The 18,230-nt window shown below is 71.1% G+C and carries 11 protein-coding genes; 2 read left to right on the top strand and 9 right to left on the bottom strand.

From position 1 onward, the window contains the following. Nucleotides 1-20: 20 nt before the first annotated feature. The 3 genes from AB0J12_RS05675 to AB0J12_RS05665 form a co-directional block, all read right to left on the bottom strand. Nucleotides 21-1,844: a thiamine pyrophosphate-requiring protein gene (locus AB0J12_RS05675; RefSeq protein WP_363262921.1), complete on the bottom strand. Its 1,824-nt coding sequence runs from the start codon at nt 1,842-1,844 to the stop codon at nt 21-23. A 61-nt stretch (nt 1,845-1,905) separates the two neighbouring features. Continuing rightward, nucleotides 1,906-4,983, bottom strand: a complete 3,078-nt coding sequence (locus tag AB0J12_RS05670; protein WP_363262920.1) for an FAD-binding and (Fe-S)-binding domain-containing protein — start codon at nt 4,981-4,983, stop codon at nt 1,906-1,908. A gap of 461 nt (nt 4,984-5,444) precedes the next feature. Continuing rightward, nucleotides 5,445-5,870 (bottom strand): DUF6003 family protein, encoded by a 426-nt coding sequence (locus tag AB0J12_RS05665; protein WP_363262919.1) that lies wholly within the window; start codon nt 5,868-5,870, stop codon nt 5,445-5,447. Between the two features lie 544 nt (nt 5,871-6,414). Between AB0J12_RS05665 and AB0J12_RS05660 the strand changes: the two genes are divergently transcribed. Continuing rightward, a complete protein-coding gene (locus AB0J12_RS05660; protein WP_363262918.1) occupies nt 6,415-7,335 on the top strand; it encodes an NADP-dependent oxidoreductase in 921 nt (306 codons plus the stop codon). Between the two features lie 202 nt (nt 7,336-7,537). Here AB0J12_RS05660 and AB0J12_RS05655 read toward each other — a convergent pair whose 3' ends face one another. Further along, a complete protein-coding gene (locus AB0J12_RS05655) occupies nt 7,538-9,949 on the bottom strand; it encodes a prolyl oligopeptidase family serine peptidase (RefSeq protein ID WP_363262917.1) in 2,412 nt (803 codons plus the stop codon). Beyond that, nucleotides 9,946-11,727: an N-acetylglutaminylglutamine amidotransferase gene (locus AB0J12_RS05650; RefSeq protein ID WP_363262916.1), complete on the bottom strand. Its 1,782-nt coding sequence runs from the start codon at nt 11,725-11,727 to the stop codon at nt 9,946-9,948. Before AB0J12_RS05650 ends, AB0J12_RS05655 begins: the two co-directional genes overlap by 4 nt. A 316-nt stretch (nt 11,728-12,043) precedes the next feature. On the opposite strand from AB0J12_RS05650, the gene AB0J12_RS05645 reads away from it, so the two are divergent. Continuing rightward, nucleotides 12,044-12,532: an SPW repeat protein gene (locus AB0J12_RS05645; RefSeq protein WP_363262915.1), complete on the top strand. Its 489-nt coding sequence runs from the start codon at nt 12,044-12,046 to the stop codon at nt 12,530-12,532. 63 nt (nt 12,533-12,595) lie between these two features. On the opposite strand, the gene AB0J12_RS05640 is transcribed toward AB0J12_RS05645, so the two are convergent. From AB0J12_RS05640 to AB0J12_RS05625, 4 genes are read right to left on the bottom strand one after another with little or no spacing between them, the layout of a single operon-like run. Beyond that, nucleotides 12,596-14,977: a glycoside hydrolase family 3 N-terminal domain-containing protein gene (locus AB0J12_RS05640; protein WP_363262914.1), complete on the bottom strand. Its 2,382-nt coding sequence runs from the start codon at nt 14,975-14,977 to the stop codon at nt 12,596-12,598. Beyond that, nucleotides 14,974-15,792: a carbohydrate ABC transporter permease gene (locus AB0J12_RS05635; RefSeq protein WP_363262913.1), complete on the bottom strand. Its 819-nt coding sequence runs from the start codon at nt 15,790-15,792 to the stop codon at nt 14,974-14,976. The genes AB0J12_RS05640 and AB0J12_RS05635 overlap by 4 nt, the downstream gene beginning before the upstream one ends. Beyond that, a complete protein-coding gene (locus tag AB0J12_RS05630; protein ID WP_363262912.1) occupies nt 15,789-16,745 on the bottom strand; it encodes a sugar ABC transporter permease in 957 nt (318 codons plus the stop codon). Before AB0J12_RS05630 ends, AB0J12_RS05635 begins: the two co-directional genes overlap by 4 nt. An 8-nt stretch (nt 16,746-16,753) precedes the next feature. Beyond that, nucleotides 16,754-18,037 (bottom strand): extracellular solute-binding protein, encoded by a 1,284-nt coding sequence (locus AB0J12_RS05625; RefSeq protein ID WP_363263216.1) that lies wholly within the window; start codon nt 18,035-18,037, stop codon nt 16,754-16,756. Nucleotides 18,038-18,230: the final 193 nt, after the last annotated feature.

Here is an 18,230-nt window from a genome sequence, read left to right as displayed (position 1 = left end):
GACGCGCTCCACGGCGTGGCTCACTTGCGTCCTTCCGTGCCGGGCCGGTCCTCGCGGTGCCGGCCGCCGGGCAGGAACTCCTGGACCTTGGCCTTGAAGCCCTGGCGGACCATGCCCGTCCGGTCGCTGTCGCCCTTGAGGATCGAGGTCGCCGCCGCCTCGATCTGGTCGAGGGTGGCGTGCGGCGGGATCGGCGGGACGGCCGGGTCGGTGACGAAGTCCAGGACGCACGGTGTGTCCGAGGCCAGCGCGGCCTCCCAGGCGCCCCGGACGTCGTCGGGCTTCTCGACCCGGATGCCGTTGAGGCCGATCAGGCGGGCGAAGTCGGCGTAGGGGATGTCGGGGATCGACTGGGAGGGCAGGAACTGCGGGGCGCCGGCCATGGCGCGCATCTCCCAGGTGACCTGGTTGAGGTCCTGGTTGTTGAGGACGGCGACGATCAGGCGCGGGTCCTCCCATTCGCGGTAGTACTTGGCGACGGTGATCAGTTCGGCCATGCCGTTCATCTGCATCGCGCCGTCCCCCACCAGCGCGATCGCCGGGCGGTCACCGTGCGCGAACTTGGCGCCGATGACGTACGGCACGCCCGGTCCCATCGTGGCGAGGGTGCCGGAGAGCGAGCCCCGCATGGCGCCGCGCAGCTTGAGGTGGCGGGCGTACCAGTTGGCGGCGGAGCCGGAGTCGGAGGCGAGGATGACGTTGTCGGGCAGCAGGTCGTTGAGGGCGTGTGCCACGTACTCCGGGTTGATCGGGTCGGCGTCGACCTCGGCCCGCCGCTGCATGACCTCCCACCAGCGGGCGGTGTCCTTCTCGATCTTCTTGCGCCAGCCCTTGTTCTTGCCCGCCTTGAGCAGGGGCAGCAGCCGGGTCAGGGCCGCGCGGGCGTCACCGACCAGGTTGACCTCGAAGGGGTAGCGCATGCCGACCATGTGCGGGTCGATGTCGATCTGCACGGCCCGCGCCTGCCCGAACTCCGGCAGGAACTGCGTGTAGGGGAAGGAGGAGCCGATGACGAGGAGGGTGTCGCAGTCCGTCATCATCTCGTACGACGGCCGGGTGCCGAGGAGTCCGATGGAGCCGGTGACGTAGGGCAGGTCGTCGTCCAGGGCGTCCTTGCCGAGCAGCGCCTTGGCGACGCCCGCGCCGAGGCGTTCGGCGACCGCCATCACTTCCTGACGGGCGCCGCGGGCGCCCTGTCCCACCAGGATGGCGACCTTCTCGCCGGCGTTGAGGACCTCGGCGGCACGCGTGATGTCCTCGTCGCTGGGGACCGGCGCGTAGTGGGGCATGCCGAGGCTGGAGGGGACCATCTTGAAGGCGTGCTCGGGCGGCGAGTAGTCCAGTTCCTGCACATCGGCGGGGATGATGACGGCCGTGACGGACCGCCGTGCCATGGCGGTGCGCATCGCCCGGTCGAGCACGTTGGGCAGCTGCTCGGGGACGGTGACCATCTCGCAGAAGTCGGAGGCCACGTCCTTGTACAGGCTCAGCAGGTCGACCTCCTGCTGGTAGGAGCCGCCCATGGCGCTGCGGTTGGTCTGGCCGACGATCGCGACGACCGGGACGTGGTCGAGCTTGGCGTCGTACAGGCCGTTGAGCAGGTGGATGGCGCCGGGCCCGGAGGTGGCCGCGCAGACGCCGACCTTGCCGGAGAACTTGGCGTAGCCCACGGCCTCGAAGGCGGCCATCTCCTCGTGGCGGGCCTGGATGAACCGGGGGTTGTCGTCGGCGCGGCCCCAGGCCGCGAGCAGGCCGTTGATGCCGTCGCCGGGGTAGGCGAAGACATGCTCGACTCCCCAGTCACGCAGACGTTCGAGGACGTGGTCGGAGACCTTCATCGACATGTTCGAGGACCTTTCCGAAGAGTGTCGGCGCAGCACGCGGGGCCCTGGCCGGGTGGGCCGGTCAGCGGGTGCGCAGATGCTTGTAGGCGGTGCGTAGGGTCGCGGTGGCGGCCGATGCGGCGAGGGCCGCCGCGCCCGCGGTGACCGCCCACCGGGCGGTGCGCGAGGGCGGCGCGGGCCGTGTCGCCAGTCGTTCGGGCTCCCGGCTCGGCAGGTTCCCGTCGAGGCCTAGGGCAAGCGCCTCGGCCAGGTGCAGGGCCCGGCGGTCGGTGTCGCCCTGTTCGATCTGGGTGCGGCAGCTGAATCCGTCGGCGAGCACCAGGCTGCCGGGGGCCGCGGCCCGCACACCGGGCAGGACGCCCTGCTCGGCGATGGCCATGGAGACCTCGTGATGGCCGCGTTCGAAGCCGAAGTTGCCGGCCAGGCCGCAGCAGCCCTCGTCCAGGACGTCGGCGTCGATGCCCGCGCGGCGCATCAGTTCCCGGTCGGCGTCGAACTTCATGACGGCGTGCTGGTGGCAGTGCGTCTGCACGGTCGCCTGCCGGGTCAGCCGGGGCGGTCGCCAGCCGTCCGGTGCGTGGTGCACCAGTTGCTCGGCGAAGGTGCGGACCTGCCCGGCGAGCCGTTTGACGTCCTGGTCGGCCGGCATCAACTCGACGGCGTCGGCCCGGAACACCGCGGTGCAGGAGGGTTCGAGGCCGATGACCGGGGTGCCCGCCTCGAGGTAGGGGCGCAGCACGGCCAGGGTGCGCCGCAGCGTCTTCTGGGCGACGCCGAGCTGCCCGGTGGAGATCCACGTCAGGCCGCAGCAGACGGGCTCGGTGGGCACGGCGACCCGGAAACCGGCGTCCTCCAGGACCCGCACGGCCGAGATGGCGATGGAGGGGTGGAAGTAGGTGCTGAAGGTGTCGGGCCACAGCACCACCGTGCGCGGGTCCGCCGGGTCGGGCTGCTCCGCCCCGCGCTCATGCCACCACTGCAGGAAGGACTGGGGCGCGAACATCGGCGGCGTGCGCTCCTCGGCCACACCGGCGAGCCGCTTGCCCAGCGCGGACAGCACCGGCGCCTGCAGCAGGGTGTTGAGCAGACCGGGGGCCAGACGCGAGAGCCGGGCCCAGAGCGGCAGCCAGCCCAGGGAGTAGTGCGCGGCGGGCCGCAGACGCCCCTCGTAGTGGTGGGAGAGGAACTCGGCCTTGTAGGTGGCCATGTCGACGTTCACGGGGCAGTCAGACTTGCAGCCCTTGCAGGCCAGGCACAGATCGAGGGCGTCCTTGACCTCGGTGGAGCGCCAGCCCTCGGTGATCAGCGAGTCGTCGTGACCGCCGAGCATCTCGAACAGCAGCCGGGCACGCCCCCGCGTGGAGTGTTCCTCCTCCCTCGTGGCCCGGTACGACGGGCACATCACGCCACCGGAGTGACTGCGGCAGTTGCCGATGCCGACGCAGCGCATCACCGCGCGGGTGAAGGAGTGCTCGTCCTCGGGATACTGGAAGTGGGTCTCAGGGCTGGCCGGCCGCCAGGTGGGGCCGAGGCGCAGCTGCCCGTCGACCGGGTTGGGGTCGACGACCTTGCCGGGGTTCATCCGGTTACCCGGGTCGAACACCCGCTTGACTTCGCCGAAGGCGGTCACCAGCCGTTCGCCGAACATGCGGGTCAGCAGTTCGCCGCGGGACTGGCCGTCGCCGTGCTCGCCCGACAGGGACCCTCCGTAGGAGGCGACGAGGTCGGCGGCCCGCTCGACGAAACGGCGGTAGCGGGCGACGCCGTCGGCGGTCTTCAGCCCGAAGGGGATACGGGTGTGCACGCACCCCTGCCCGAAGTGCCCGTACAGGGACGGGTGGTCGTAGTCGAACTCCTCGAACAGCGCCTTCAGGTCCCGCAGATAGTCGCCCAGCCGCTCCGGCGGTACGGCGGAGTCCTCCCAGCCCTCCCAGGTCTCCCGTCCGTCCGGTGGCCGCGCGGTGACACCGAGCCCGGCCTCGCGGGCTTTCAGCATCTTGTCCTCGCGCGCCGGATCGTCGGAGAACGCCACCCGGGGGTCCTTCTCGTCGCGGCCGACGGCGCGCAGCAGTGCGTGGGCCTGCTCGTCGACGTCCTCCTGGCTGTCACCGCTGAACTGCACCATCAGCCAGCTGTCGCCTTCGGGAAGCACCTTGAGGGAGTCGAGGTAGGCGCCCTCCTCCCGCATCAGCTGCGCCATCCGGCCGTCCAGCGCCTCGAGTTGGCTGGGCGAGCAGTGCTCCAGCAGGTGGGACACGTCGTCGGCGGCAGCGCAGATGTCGTCGTAACCGAGGACCAGCAGCGACTGGTACGGCGGCACGGGCACGAGATCCAGTTCCGCGCGCAGGACGGTGACCAGGGTGCCCTCGCTGCCGACGAGCGCCTTGGCCAGGTCGAAGCCGTTCTCGGGCAGCAGGGAGTCGAGGTTGTATCCGGACACGCGGCGCGGGATCTTCGGGAAGCCGCGGCGGATGTCGGCGAGGTACTCGGTGACGACACGGTCCAGGCCGGCGTAGATCTCGGCCATCCGACCGCCCTCGGCGGCGATCCTCGCCCGCTCGGCCTCGGACGTCGGACCCACCCACGTGCGCAGTCCGTCGTAGGTGAGGATCTCCAGCCGGCGTACGTTGTCCACCGTCTTGCCGTAGGCCTGCGCGGACGCGCCGCACGAGTTGTTGCCGATCATGCCGCCCAGCGCGCAGTGGCTGTGCGTGGAGGGCTTGGGTCCGAACTGCAGCGGGTGATCGGAGAGAAGCCGGTTGAGTTCGTCCAGGACGATGCCCGGTTCGACCACACAGGTGCGGGCGTCGGGGTCCACGGAGACCAGGCGGTGGCAGTACTTCGTCCAGTCGATGACCACCGCCGTGTTGGTGGACTGCCCGGCCAGGCTGGTGCCGCCGCCGCGGGAGAGGACCGGTGCACCGAAGCGCGCGCACACCTCGACCGCCTGCGCGCCCGCCTCGACGGAACGGGGGACGACGACGCCGATCGGCACCTGACGGTAGTTGGAGCCGTCGGTGACATAGGCGCCTCTGCTCCCGGCGTCGAACCGCACCTCGGCGTCCACGGTCTCCCGCAGCGCCGCCTCGAGTCCGGTGACGTCCAGGGCGGAGACATCGAGGGGGGTTGTGTCGGTCATCAGGAGTGTCCGCCTTCCTGCAATGCAACGTCGCACATGGGACAGAGGGCCTTGGCGGACCTCTGTCCGCTGCCGCTGCATGCGGGTACCCGCTCTTGCAGTATGCAAAGGTCCCTGTCGCCGCGCGCGTCGAGGACGGCGGCGTGATGACGGCGGCTGCGCCCCGGCCAACGCCTGACCTGCGGCAGCTCGGTCACGTCGGCCGGCTCCTCCTCCCCCGTCGGTCGCGCACAGGTGGAGGACCACCAACCAGTTCCGGGCCTTCGACCTGGGCGTCACCGCGCGGGTGCGGCCCGTCAGGCGAACCAGCCCTCCACGCCCGCGATCAGGTGCATGTTCCCGGAGTGGTTGGATTGGGTCACCTCGCCGTCGACTACGGGGACCCTCACCCCGCTCGCCGGTACTCCCTTGACACCCGTCACCTGCAACGGCTCGCTCGCCGGCCCGGGCGGCGCCGTCCGTCACTTCCGAGCGGCCGCGTCCACCACGGACGGATTCTCTCCGGTCAGCTCGGCGACACGGTGCGGAGGCACGCCTGCGGCCAGGGCCCGGGTGAGCAACCTGTCACGGCCGTCGGTGCAGTCGCGGTAGGCGAGCAGCTCGTCCTCCAGCGCCGCCAAGGATTCGGGCGCCGAACGGTGGCGCAGCCGGCTCAGCTCCTCGTCGGTGAGCGGCACGGGCAGCCGTTCCGCGTCCTGCGGGATCGACCCCGTCTCCTCCGGGGGCAGCAACCGCAGCTGCGGCGACGTCGCGGTCACGTCGTGAGCCGCGAGCCAGGCGCCGACCGCCGATGTGTCCATGCACGACAGGTCACCGAGCGCGGTCGGCGGCACGCCCAGGTGCGCGGTCGTCTCGTCCACGAGAAACAGGTAGGCGTCGTCGGTCATGTTCAGCTCCTCCTCACGGCTCCTCAGCCGCTCGCCGTGCCCTCTACCCCGTCTCGGCCCGCGTAGCGCAACCCTCCCCATCACGTCCCCCCTCGGGCGCGATCCGCAGGCCGATCGAGGAGGCCCCGTCGGCGCCCGTCGCGGACACCGGCAGCTTGACCATCGTGGACGAGGATCGCCACCCGATGCGTGCCGGAGCCCACAGGCCCATCCTGAGGTGACCGGATCCGAGTGGTTCACGGCCCGACCGAGGCGGCGCCGGGGCCCCGTGGCCGACACCGTGGACAAAGGACGCACGTCCCACTCGTCGCCTATCGCATCGGAAAGCACGGACATCATGACCGACAGCCTCGCGGGGGTGCGCCGGACCTCCGGCCTCATCGGCGCCGCCCACGCGCAGAGGTTCCTCTCGACCGTGGCTTCTCGGTCTTTGAGGCCGTCGACGAATGACTGCGGGAATTCCTTCTGCAGAGCCGCTCACGTGTCCGTGTCCAGCCTCCGTCATCCATGTGCCAGGGCCCACGGGCCTGGAAAGGGAATGCTCGTGCAAGCCATCACCGTCCGGGACCGCGAGGCAGGGGTCAGGGGGCTGACCCTCGATGACCTCCCCCATCCCCACACCGCCGAGAACGACGTCATCGTGCGCGTGCACGCCGCGGGCTTCACCCGAGGAGAACTCGACTGGCCCGCCACCTGGACCGACCGCGCAGGACACGACCGCACCCCGAGCGTGCCCGGACACGAGGTCTCGGGGGTGGTGGCGGAACTCGGCTTCGGCACGACCGGCCTCACCGTCGGACAGCGGGTCTTCGGGCTGACCGACTGGGCCCGCAACGGGTCGCTCGCCGAGTACGTCGCCGTGGAAGCCCGCAATCTGGCCCCGCTCCCCGCCGACGTCGACCACACGGTGGCCGCCGCACTGCCGATCTCCGGGCTGACCGCCTGGCAGGGCCTGTTCGACCATGCCCGGCTCGCCACCGGCCAGTCCGTCCTGATCCACGGCGCAGCCGGCGCGGTCGGCTCGATCGCCGTCCAGCTCGCTGTCGAAGCGGGCGCCCGGGTGATCGGCGCGGGCCGCTCTGCCGATCGGGAGACGGTCCTCGAACTGGGGGCCCATGCGTTCCTCGACCTGGAGGCCGACCGGTTCGAGGAGGCCGGCCAGGTCGACGTCGTGTTCGACGTCATTGGCGGCGAGATCCTCGACCGCTCGGCCACCCTCGTGCGCCCCGGCGGCACGCTGGTCACCATCGCCCAGCCGCCCACCGTGCGCCCCGACGACGGGCAGGCCGTCTTCTTCGTCGTGGAACCCGACCGCGCACGCCTCGCCGACCTCGCCCAGCGAGTGCGGGACGGCAGGCTCCGGGTCCGGGTCGGAGCGGTTCGGCCGCTGGCCGAGGCAGTCGCCGCCTTCACCACACGAGAGCGCATTCCCGGCCGCACGATCATCCGCGTCACCGAGGACTGAGCGTGAGAGAGCGTTGCCCGACGAGCAGCAGCTCAGCTCGGTGCGTGCGGTGCCGGGGGCCGGGCGCAGCACCGGTGTTCGTTGTCGGCGGGCGCAGCGCCATGTCCGTGGAGCCATGTACCCACAGATTCGGAGACCCGCGAGCCCTCTGAGGGGAACCGCGGCGGGAAGGTGCAGGGCTCAGCGGCGGACGATCGTGGGGTCAGCCACTCGCCGGTCGGTCGACGAGGTGCCGCTGGAGCCAGTCGGCGGCCGCGCGGCGGAACAGGCGGCGGTTGTCGGCGCGCAGGAAGTCGTGGCCCTCGTTGCGCAGCGTGAGCAGTTCGGCCGCCCGGCCGCGTTCCCGCGCCGCCCGCACGAACTGCTCCGATTCCCGCGGCGGGACATTGGTGTCGTGCTCCCCGTGCACGGCGAGCACGGGGACGCGCAGCGCGTCGATCCGGGTCATGGGCGACAGCGAGCGCAGCAGCTCGCTGTCCCGCTCCGGATGCCCGTACTTGTGAGCCGCGGACTGCGCGATCCACGGTTCCGTGCCCTCGAAGAACGTCGCGAAGTCGGACATGCCGCAGACCGCCACCCCGGTGCGGAACAGGTCGGGGTGCCAGACGAGTGAGGCGAAGGTGAGGTAGCCGCCGTACGAGCGGCCCATCACCGCGAGCCGTGCGGGATCGGCGGGGCCCGCCAGGACGGCGTGGGCGGCGCAGTCGGCCACGTCGTCCAGTGCGGCGAACCGGCCCCGGCCCAGGTCGGCGTCCACGAACGACCGTCCGTGCCCGGAGGAGCCGCGCACGTCGGGTGCGAAGATGTCGAGCCCGCGTCCGAGGATCTCGTGGTACAGGGGGTTGAAGACGGGGCGTTCCTGTTCCTCGGGGCCGCCGTGCAGGTGGATCACGCAGGGAGCGGGTTCGCCGGGGCCGCGGCCCGGCGCGCGGTAGTACCAGCCGTGCAACGCCAGCCCGTCCCGTGCGGTCACCCCGACCGGAACCGGCCGCACCGGCGAGCGGCCCGGCGGCACCGCGTCCTCGTCCCGCGACGACCACGGCGTCCGGACCAGCTCGACACCGAAGGACAGCCACCAGACACCGGGGCGGCGCTGCGATCCGGACAGCGCGAGCAGCAGTCGTCCCCGGCCGGCGCCGACGATGCGGGTGACCACTTCGTGCGGCAGCGGCACGGGACGGGGTGCGCCGACACCGTCCGTGGGCGTACCGGAGGCAGGCAGGTCGACGATCTCCGTCTCGCTCGCGCCCCGGACGTTCCAGGCCAGTACCGCGGTGTGGCCGTCGTCGGCGAAGGCGAGCAGTTCCAGTTCGCTGCCCGCTCGCTCCACCGCGACGGACCAGTCCCCGGGGCGGCCCTCGTCGTCGAGTCGTGCGGCGATCAGGGCCGCGAACTCGCGTTCGGCGTCACTGCGCAGCCACAGGGTGTCCGCCTGGGGGGAGAACCGGCCGATCCACGGATCGCCGTCGGCCACGGGCACCACGCACGTCGTGGTGAGATCGGTCGTGCGGACCACGACGGCCTCGCGCCGTCCGCGCGGGCCGCGGCGCAGGAGCGCGAGGCCGCCGTCGGGGCTGAGGTCGCACACGCGCAGCGTCGCCGCGTCCTGCTCGGTGGCCAGCAGGACGGGGGCGGCCGCGCCGTCGGGGTCGATCAGGTAGGCCGACAGCCCGTCGCCGAATCCGGCGGTCGCGGTGAACCGGAGGTGCCGTGGATCGTCCTGGGCGGACGCCGCCCGGCCGTAGGGCGCGGTGGTGAGCAGGGCGGCGATGCGGCTGCTCCGCGGTTCGGCGGGCACCGGGGCATCGGCTCGCGGCGTCGGCCTCGGTTCCGTCGTGGTGAGCGGGATCGGTCCGAGGAGTACGGCGTCGCCGCCGCGACCCGACCAGCCGGGCGGCAGGCCGCTGCCGGGGCCGCCGTGTCCGACGGCTGCCGGGGCGGCCGCGTCCACGGGCGGGCCGGTCGGGACGGCCACCGTGACCGCGACGGCCGATCCGTCGTGCGCCCAGCAGCCGAGGTAGGCCGTGGTGCCGGGCTCGGCTCCGGCCAGGATGCGGCGGTCGGTGCCGTCGGGGCGCACGCACAGCACCCGTGAGTGCTCTCCGCCGCCGGGGGCGGTGGTGTAGGCGATCCAGCGGCCGTCGGGCGACCAGGAGACCTCGCGGACGGGGTCGGGTCCGGCGTCGAGGAGCCGCACCTCACCGCCGTCGACGGGCCCGGCCCACAACTGGGGTACGCCTCCCCGGTCGCAGATGAAGGCCACCTGCGCTCCGGCGGGGTCGGCCGACGGGTACCAGCAGCCGTGTGCGGTGAGCCGTGTCGTGCCCTCGCGGGGGCCCGAGGCGTCGGTGAGGGGGATGTGGGCGGGGGCGGCGTGCGGGACGCCTCGCCCGTCCGGGTCCAGCGCGGCGTGCGGGATGCGACGCACTTCCGGGTCCAGGGCGGCATGCGGGACGGGCCGCACGTCCGGATCCGTGAAGGCCGGGGGGAGCACCTGCCCGTCCGGGTCCGCCGCAGCTCCCCAGGGGCTGCGCGCCGACAACAGATCCGTGCGTCGCTGGGCGGCCGCCGCGTCGGTGCCGTCCGCGCCGGAGCTGATGCGTTCGCCCGTCATATTCCGTGCGTCTGAAGCCATGTCTCCAGCAGAGCCACCTGCCACAGGGCGTTCGCCCCGCGCTTGGTCCGGTGTTCTTCGGGTGCCGCCAGCAGTTCGGCGACGTACGCGTCCTGGAAGAGTCCGCGCTGCCGCGCCTGAGGAGCCTGGAGGGTGTCGCGGACCCGCTCCAGGACGGGCCCGGCCATATGGGTGATCGCCGGGACGGGGAAGTATCCCTTGGGCCGGTCGATCACGTCGTGGGGCAGCAGTTTGCGGCCCGCTTCCTTCAGTACGCCCTTGCCGCCGTCGGCGAGCTTCAGCTCCGGCGGGCAGGCCGCCGCCAGTTCCACGAGTTCATGGTCCAGGAAGGGCACGCGGGCCTCCAGGCCCCAGTCCATGGTCATGTTGTCGACCCGTTTCACCGGATCGTCGACGAGCATGACGTGCGTGTCCAGTCGCAGGGCGGCGTCGAGCGCCGTGTCCGCGCCCGGCGCCGCCATGTGATCCGTGACGAAGCGGCCGGAGACGTCGTCCGGCGGGAGCATGTCGGGTTGCAGGATGCGGGCGAGGTCGGCGTGCGGCCGGTCGAAGTAGGTCTCCGCGTACCGGTCGGCCGCCCCGGCCCGGTCGGCGGCGGCCAGCTGCGGATACCAGTGGTAGCCGGCGAAGACCTCGTCCGCTCCCTGCCCGCTCTGGACGACCTTCACCTCCTTGGCCACCTGTTCGGACAGCAGGTGGAACGCGACGACGTCGTGGCTGATCATCGGCTCGCTCATCGCCGCGATCGCCCCGTCGAGGGCGGTCGAGACCCGCTCGGAGGGCACGCGCAGCCGGTGGTGGTCGGTGGCGAACTCCCGGGCGATGAGATCGGAGTAGGGGAACTCGTCCCCGTCGGTGCCGCCCTCCGAGTCGAAGCCCACGCTGAACGTCGCCAGGTCCCGCTGTCCCTCGTCGGCCAGCAGCGCGACGATCAGGCTCGAGTCCAGGCCGCCGGAGAGCAGGACCCCGACCGGCACATCGGCGACCATCCGCCTGCGTACGGCGGTGCGCAGGGCGTCGAGCACCGCGTCCCGCCATTCGTCCGGCCCCATGTCCGCGTACTCGGGGCGGCGGGTGTACGACGGCTGCCAGTAGCGGTGGTCGCGGTGGCTGCCGTCCGGCTCGACCACCCGCACGGTGGCCGGCGGCAGCTTGCGCACACCGTTGAGCACGGTGTGGGGCGCCGCCACCGTGGCGTGCCAGCTGAGGTACTGGTGAACGGCCACGGGATCCAGCGAGGTGTCGACGTCACCGGCCGCGAGCAGGGCCGGGAGCGACGAGGCGAACCGCAGGCGTCCGGGCGTCTCGGCGAGATACAGCGGCTTGATGCCCAGCCGGTCACGTCCCAGGATCAGACGGCCGGTCCGGTGCTCGGCGAGCGCGAAGGCGAACATCCCGTGGAAATGGTCGACGCAGGCGGTCCCCCACTGCCGGTACGCCTTCAGGATGACCTCGGTGTCGGAGGTCGACTCGAATCGGTGACCGAGGCCGAGCAGCTCTTCGCGCAGCTGCCGGTAGTTGTAGATGCATCCGTTGAAGACGGCGGTGACCTGCTGCTCGGCGTCGGTCATCGGCTGGGCGCCGAGCTCCGACAGGTCGATGATCTTCAGTCGCCGGTGGGCCAGCGCCACCGGGCCCTGCGACCACACCCCCCGGCCGTCGGGGCCACGGGCGGCGAGCCGGTCACTCATGCGCCGGACGGCCGCGAGATCGGGCCGTTCGCCGTCGAACCGTATTTCTCCGCTCAGGCCGCACATCACGCACCACCTCCCCGGCGTGCGATCAGTACCTGGGCCTGGGTGGTCGACATGTACTGCTTCTCCTCACACGACGCACGATTACGGACCACCCAACCCAGGGTTCCCAGGTGACCGGCGACTACGCATCCGCCGCTCTCGTGACATCGACAAGCCGCAAGGGAGCAGAGCCGCAAGTGAGCAAGGGAGACAGAAGAGACGCTTCAGCATGAAATGGTCGAAAGAGAAATAAAAGCCGGAAAATCCGATTCCGGCGCAGCGCCTGGGTACCCGCCGCAGTCTGGCCAACCATTAATCGTCCCGAGGTGAGAAAACAATGGCAACCACTCCCCGGCCGTCCATGGAGACGCACCCGGACATCGTCGAGATGCGTCAGCGCCATGAGATGGCCGAGCGCGCCACCAGCACACCACAGGGGCAGGCCCTCGGCACGTTGGCCTTCCTCACCGGCATCTACCTGGCGGCGTCCCCGTGGATCACCGGGTTCAACGGACTGTCCACCCTGGCCGTCACCAACCTGCTCGTCGGACTCGCCTACGCCCTGCTCATGAGCGGCGGGTTCGGCCGGGCCTACGAGCGCACCCACAGCATGGCGTGGGGAGCCTGCGCCCTGGGTCTGTGGACGATCGTCGCACCGTGGGTGGTGGCGGGCGATGTCAGCACGACCAAGACCATCGTCAACAACGTCATCACGGGCGCGCTCGCCGCTCTCCTCGCGGCCGCCGCCAGCGCGGCGAGCCGCGCGGCGGAGTCGCCGAACGCCCGTCGCGGCATGTCGGCTCCGTTCACACCCGGCCAGGGCTGAGCCGCTCACGGCCGAGAACCGGCTGGACCACCACTCGGTGGTCCAGCCGGTCGTGTGAGCGCCTCACGCGTCCGTGGGCGACTCCTGATCGAACGACGCGTGCATCCGCCGGGTGTGGTCCACGTGCCGTTCGGGGCCGGTCAACCGCACCGTCGCCGTCAGGCGTGTGTCGGTGCTGGAGGCCGCCAGCCTCAGCTGGAGCACACCGGGTTCCACGATGCGCCGTCCGTCGCGGCCGGTGAAGGAGGCGAGGTCGGCCGGGACGGTGACGCGCAGCCGGCGGGACTCGGCGGGGGCGAGCGGGACGCGCGCGTATCCGATGAGCCGCTGCACCGGCTGGACGACGGAGGCGACCGGGTCGTGCAGATACAGCTGGACGACTTCGGTGCCGTGCCGCTGCCCCGTGTTGCGCACGGTGAACGCCAGGGAGAACTCCCCGCCGGTGTCCGCCTCGCTCGTCTCCACCGTCAGTTCCTGCCAGTGGAAGGACGTGTACGACAGGCCGTGTCCGAAGGCGAACGCCGCGGTGGGATCGACGTTGGACACGTCGCTGGCCTGGGCGAGCCGCGCGCCGAGATAGGTGGCGGGCTGGGTGCCGGTGCCGCGGGGCACGCTGACGGGCAGCCGTCCGCAAGGATCGGTCCGGCCGCTCAGCACGCCGGCGATGGCGGTGGTTCCCTCGGCTCCGGGGAAGAAGGACTGCACGATCGCGGCGGCTTCGTCCGCTGCCCGGCCCAGGGCGTAGGGCCGGCCGGCGAGCAGGACCGTCACCACCGGCGTGCCGCTGTCGAGCAGCGCGTCGAGCAGGTGCTGCTGGACTCCGGGCAGGGCCAGCGACTCGACGTCGCAGCCCTCGCCGCTGGTGCCCCGGCCGAAGAGGCCGGCACGGTCGCCGAGCGCCGCGATCACGACGTCGGCCTCACCCGCGGCGCGCACGGCTTCGGCGATGCCGCAGACGTCGCCGTCGTCGACGCCGGTGCCCCGTACGACGGTGATCTCGGCCTCGGGGAACTCGCGGCGCACGGCGTCGTGCAGCGTGGGCAGGTCGATGCCGGGCGGTGTGTCGGGGTGATGCACGCCGACGTGCTGGGGGAAGGAGTAGCAGCCCAGCACGGCCGCGGGCTCGTCGGCGTTGGGCCCGACGAGGGCGATGCGGCGCGGTGCGGTCAGGGGCAGGGTGCCGTCGTTGGCGAGCAGGACGACCGCTTCCTCGGCCACCGCACGGGCCAGCTCACGGTTCGCGGACGAGTCCAGGTCGACGGTGCCGCGCAGGGCGTCAGGGGCGTCGAGGGCCACGCCGTCGAGCGCGGCCGGGACCGGGCTCCAGTCAGCGTCGAGCAGACCGAGCCGCGCCTTCTGGGCGAGCACGCGGCGCAGGGCGCGGTCGATGAGTGACTCCGGTACCCGGCCCGCCGTGACGGCCTCGACGAGCGGGGCGCCGAAGGTCTTCACGGTGGGCAGTTCGACGTCGACACCGGCGCGCAGGGCCGTGCCGGCCGCTTCGGACCAGTCGCCCGCGACGCCGTGGAGGATGTTGAGGAAGGCGATGCCGAAGTAGTCGGCGACGACCGTGCCGTCGAAGCCCCACCTCTCGCGCAACAGCCCGGTGAGAAGGTCCTCGTCGGCGGCGGACGGCAGGCCGTCGGTGTCGGTGTAGGCGTGCATGACGGAGCCTGCCGCGCCCTCGGTCAGGGCCATCTCGAAGGGCGGCAGGACGATGTCGGCGCGTTCGCGCGGGCCCATGCCCACCGGTGCGAGGTTGCGTCCGGCGCGCGAGGCGGAGTAACCGGCGAAGTGCTTGAGGGTGGCGACGACGCCGGCGGACTGCAGGCCCTGGACGTAGGCGGTGCCGATGCTGCCGACGAGGTAGGGGTCCTCGCCGATGGTCTCCTCGACGCGTCCCCAGCGGGCGTCGCGCACCACGTCCAGCACCGGTGCGAGGCCCTGGTGGACGCCGACGGAGCGCATGTCGCGGCCGATGGCGGCGGCCATACGGCGGATCAGGCCGGGGTCGAACGTGGCACCCCAGGACAGCGGGACGGGATAGGCGGTGGCGCCCCAGGTGGCGAACCCGGCCAGGCACTCCTCGTGCGCCAGGGCGGGAATACCGAAGCGGTTTCCGGCGGTGATCCGGGCCTGGGTGCGCAGCAGGGACAGCGCGCCGAGTGCCGGGTCGACGGGAGCGGTACCGAAGGGGCGGGTGAGCTGTCCCAGGCCGGCCGGCAGGAGAGCGTCGAGGTCGACCGCCTCCTCCATGTCGTGCTGGTGGGGGGCGACTTCGCCGCCCTCGTCGGAGGCGCCGACCCAGACGCCGTACAGCTGGGCGATCTTCTCCTGCAGGGTCATGGCCTCGATCAGGGCGGACACACGGGTGCCGAGGTCCTGGGCGGGGTCGTTCCAGAGGGGGACTTCAGGGGTGGTCTCTACGGCCACGTTGGCGGTCACTTTCCTCCCACGCCCATCAGGCCCTGGACGAGGGCCCGGCGGGCGAACAGGTAGACGAGCAGGACGGGCACCATGGACAGCGTCACCGCGCCGAGCAGGCCGGGGATGTCGACGCCGTGTTCGGTCTGGAAGTTGTACAGACCGAGGGTGATCACCTTGGTGTTGTCGGACTGGGTCAGGACGAGCGGGAACAGGAAGCCGTTCCACGCCTGGAGCGCCGAGAACACCACGATGGTGGACAGGCCGCCCCGGCAGAGCGGAACGACGAGCTGGAAGAACATCCGGCGCGGGGTCGCGCCGTCCACCGTCATGGCCTCGAACAGCTCCGGGGAGATGTCACGCATGGCCCCGCTGAGGATGAGCGCCGACATCGGCAGGCAGAACGCGGCGGTGGGCAGGATCACCCCGAGCAGGTTGTCGTACAGGCCCGCCTCGCTGATCAGGTAGAACATCGGGACGATGACGGCCTGGGCGGGGATGGCCAGGCCCAGCAGGAAGAGCCGGAAGACGTGTGAGGTGACGCGGCTGCGGCTGCGCACGATCGCGTAGGCCAGCGGCGGCACGAGCAGCAGGACGACGGCGACCACGCAGACGGTCACGACGATGGTGTTGACGAAGTACCGGCCGAACCCGGAGTCGAATGCCCCGGTGTAGTTGTCCAGGGTGAAGTCGCCGGGGAAGGAGACCGGTCCGTTCTTCGCGTAGTCCTGCCGGGTGCGCAGCGTCGCCGACAGCATCACGTACAGCGGCAGGCCCACCAGGACCAGCCAGAGAATCGAGCCCGCGCCGGCGAGGTAGTGGGGGCGTCGCCTCATGACACGCCCTCCATGGTGCTGCGCATCTTGTCGTAGCCGGAGACGCGGACGACGATCAGCGAGACGACCGTGGCCGCGACGACCAGGCACAGGGCGATGGCCGAGCCGGCGCCGAAGTCGAAGCCCTTGAAGGCCTTTTGGTACATGTAGTAGGCGCTGATCGTGGTGTCGCTGCCCGGCCCGCCCTGGGTGAGGATGAGGACCGTCTCGAAGGTGGTGAGACCGCCGACGATCATCAGGATCATCGAGGTGATGATCGAGGTCCGCAGTTGCGGCAGGGTGATGTGGAAGAACTGGCGGTAGCGCCCCGCTCCGTCGATCGCGGCCGCCTGGTACAGCACCTGCGGGACGGCGCGGGCGGCGCCCTGGTAGATCAGGGTGTGGAACGGGGTGAACTGCCAGGTGGAGACGAACGCCAGGACCCCGATGGCCGTGACCTGCTTGCCGAACAGGTTCCCGTCGCCGAACAGCCAGGTCATGTGGGCGGGGATGCCGAAGTTCGGGTCGAGCAGCGCCCGCCAGAGCACGGAGACGGCGGTCGAGGACAGCAGCAGCGGGACGAAGTAGATCGCCGACAGCACGGCGCGGTTGCGCTGGTGTCCGGCCGCCCACACGCCGAGCACGATGCTCAGCGGGGTCTGCAGGGCCACGCCCAGAGCGGTGAGCAGCAGGGTGAGCCAGATGCTCTTGATCATCACGGGGTCGTCGAGGATGCGGGACCAGTTGTCCGTGCCGACGAACTCCGGTGAGCCGAGGCCGTTCCAGCTCATGAAGGACAGCACCGCCACCATGATCAGCGGGGCGATGGCGAAGAGGGCGAAGAACACCGTGGCGGGCAGGGCCCACAGGAAGCCCGGGCGGGTGCCGTGGGCGGCGGCGGAGGCCTCCGGTCGCCGCCGGGCCTTGCGGGCGGTCTCGGCGGCGGACGGAGCGCTCGCGGTCTGTGTGGTCATGAGCGCGTTCACTCGGTCGGGAGGGCCTGCATGGCCTTGATGAAGCCGTCCGCGTCGAGCTGCCCGTTGAAGAACTGCTGGACCGCCTGGTGGATCGGCGTGATCGCGGACGGCGGGTACGCCTGGTCCCAGGACAGCTGGAACGAGGTGGCCTTGGCGACCAGGTCGTACTGGAAGCGGGAGTACGCGGGGCTGGCCGAGGTGCCGAGGAACTGCGGGGTGTTGGTGGTGGTCGGCAGGTTGCCGATGGCCAGCTGGGCCTTGACGAACTCGTCGGAGTACATGAGCTTCAGGAACGCGGCGACGGCCTCGGGGTGCTTGGTCTTCTTCAGCACCGAGTAGAAGTTGTTGGTGTTGCCGACGACGTTGCCCGCATCGCCCTTGCCGCCGGGGATCGTCGGGAAGGTGGTGTAGCCCAGGCCCTGGTCGGCGAAGTCCTTGGCGTCCTGCTGCTGTTGGGCGTAGTACCAGGAGCCCATCAGCTCAAAGCCGGCCTTGCCGGAGGCCACGAGCGCCGGGGAGGCGCCGTTGGTGTACTTCACCGAGTCGTAGTTGGTGCCGAAGGCTCCGGCGTCGACGAGCTGCTTGAGCATGCCGAGCGCCTTCTTGCTGTCCGGGCTCGCCCAGGCGTCCTTGTCCCCGTCGAGGGCCTTCTGGAAGAGCCCGGGTCCGGCGACGCGGTCGTAGACGTATTCGAACCACATCAGGGTCGGCCACTGGTCGCCGCCGCCGAGGGCGATCGGCGTGACGCCCTCGCTCTTCAGCTTCCCTACGGCGTCGAGGAGTTCGTCCCAGGTCTTGGGCGGCTGCACGCCCGCCTTGTCGAGCACCTGCTTGTTGTGGAACAGCAGCACGGGCTGGGTGCCCCGCATCGGTATGCCGTAGGCCTTGCCGCCGACGACGGCACTGTTGAACACCGAGGGCAGGAACTTGTCCTTCAGGCCGGGGTCCTGCTGGATGAAGTCGTCCAGCGGCATCAGCAGGTCGGCCTTGACGAACGGCTGGATGCTGCCGCCGCCCCAGTTGAAGAACAGGTCCGGCGCCTGTGGGGTGTTGATGATCGTCTGCAGCTTCTGCTGGTAGTCCGCGCCGGGGATGGTGTCGAGGGCGGCTTTCACGTCCGACGTCTTGTTGAAGGTGTCGACGATCTGCTTCTCGACCTTGTTGCTGGCGTCCCCGTAGACCAGCACGTGGATCCTGCCGTCGTTCGCCGATCCCCCGCCGCCGTTTCCGCAGCCCGCGACGGCCCCCACCAGGGCGAGCGTCGCGGCGCAGGCGAGCGTCCGAGCCATCCGTGTACGCATGGTCCTGCCTTCCGAAAGTTTCGATCTCAATGCCGAAAGTCATGCGGACAGTAGGGGCAGAAGGAAGACCAGGTCAACGGTCGTGCATGCGCGCAGCCAAACCGTTACCGCCGACGATGACCCATGCTGCAGGACATGGTGGAAGACGGCGTGGTGGAGTGCAGAGTCACCCTGGCGGCCG

It is taken from the genome of Streptomyces sp. NPDC049915 (assembly GCF_040656475.1).
In the GTDB taxonomy this organism is placed as follows: domain Bacteria; phylum Actinomycetota; class Actinomycetes; order Streptomycetales; family Streptomycetaceae; genus Streptomyces.
This window is presented reverse-complemented; position numbering and strand designations above follow the sequence as displayed.

Bases quoted from the DNA above. Each gene is read 5' to 3' on its own strand.
- AB0J12_RS05675 (WP_363262921.1), bottom strand. From the start codon at position 1,844: ATGTCGATGAAGGTCTCCGACCACGTCCTCGAACGTCTGCGTGACTGG.
- AB0J12_RS05670 (WP_363262920.1), bottom strand. From the start codon at position 4,983: ATGACCGACACAACCCCCCTCGATGTCTCCGCCCTGGACGTCACCGGA.
- AB0J12_RS05665 (WP_363262919.1), bottom strand. From the start codon at position 5,870: ATGACCGACGACGCCTACCTGTTTCTCGTGGACGAGACGACCGCGCAC.
- AB0J12_RS05655 (WP_363262917.1), bottom strand. From the start codon at position 9,949: ATGACGGGCGAACGCATCAGCTCCGGCGCGGACGGCACCGACGCGGCG.
- AB0J12_RS05650 (WP_363262916.1), bottom strand. From the start codon at position 11,727: ATGTGCGGCCTGAGCGGAGAAATACGGTTCGACGGCGAACGGCCCGAT.
- AB0J12_RS05645 (WP_363262915.1), top strand. From the start codon at position 12,044: ATGGCAACCACTCCCCGGCCGTCCATGGAGACGCACCCGGACATCGTC.
- AB0J12_RS05635 (WP_363262913.1), bottom strand. From the start codon at position 15,792: ATGAGGCGACGCCCCCACTACCTCGCCGGCGCGGGCTCGATTCTCTGG.
- AB0J12_RS05630 (WP_363262912.1), bottom strand. From the start codon at position 16,745: ATGACCACACAGACCGCGAGCGCTCCGTCCGCCGCCGAGACCGCCCGC.
- AB0J12_RS05625 (WP_363263216.1), bottom strand. From the start codon at position 18,037: ATGGCTCGGACGCTCGCCTGCGCCGCGACGCTCGCCCTGGTGGGGGCC.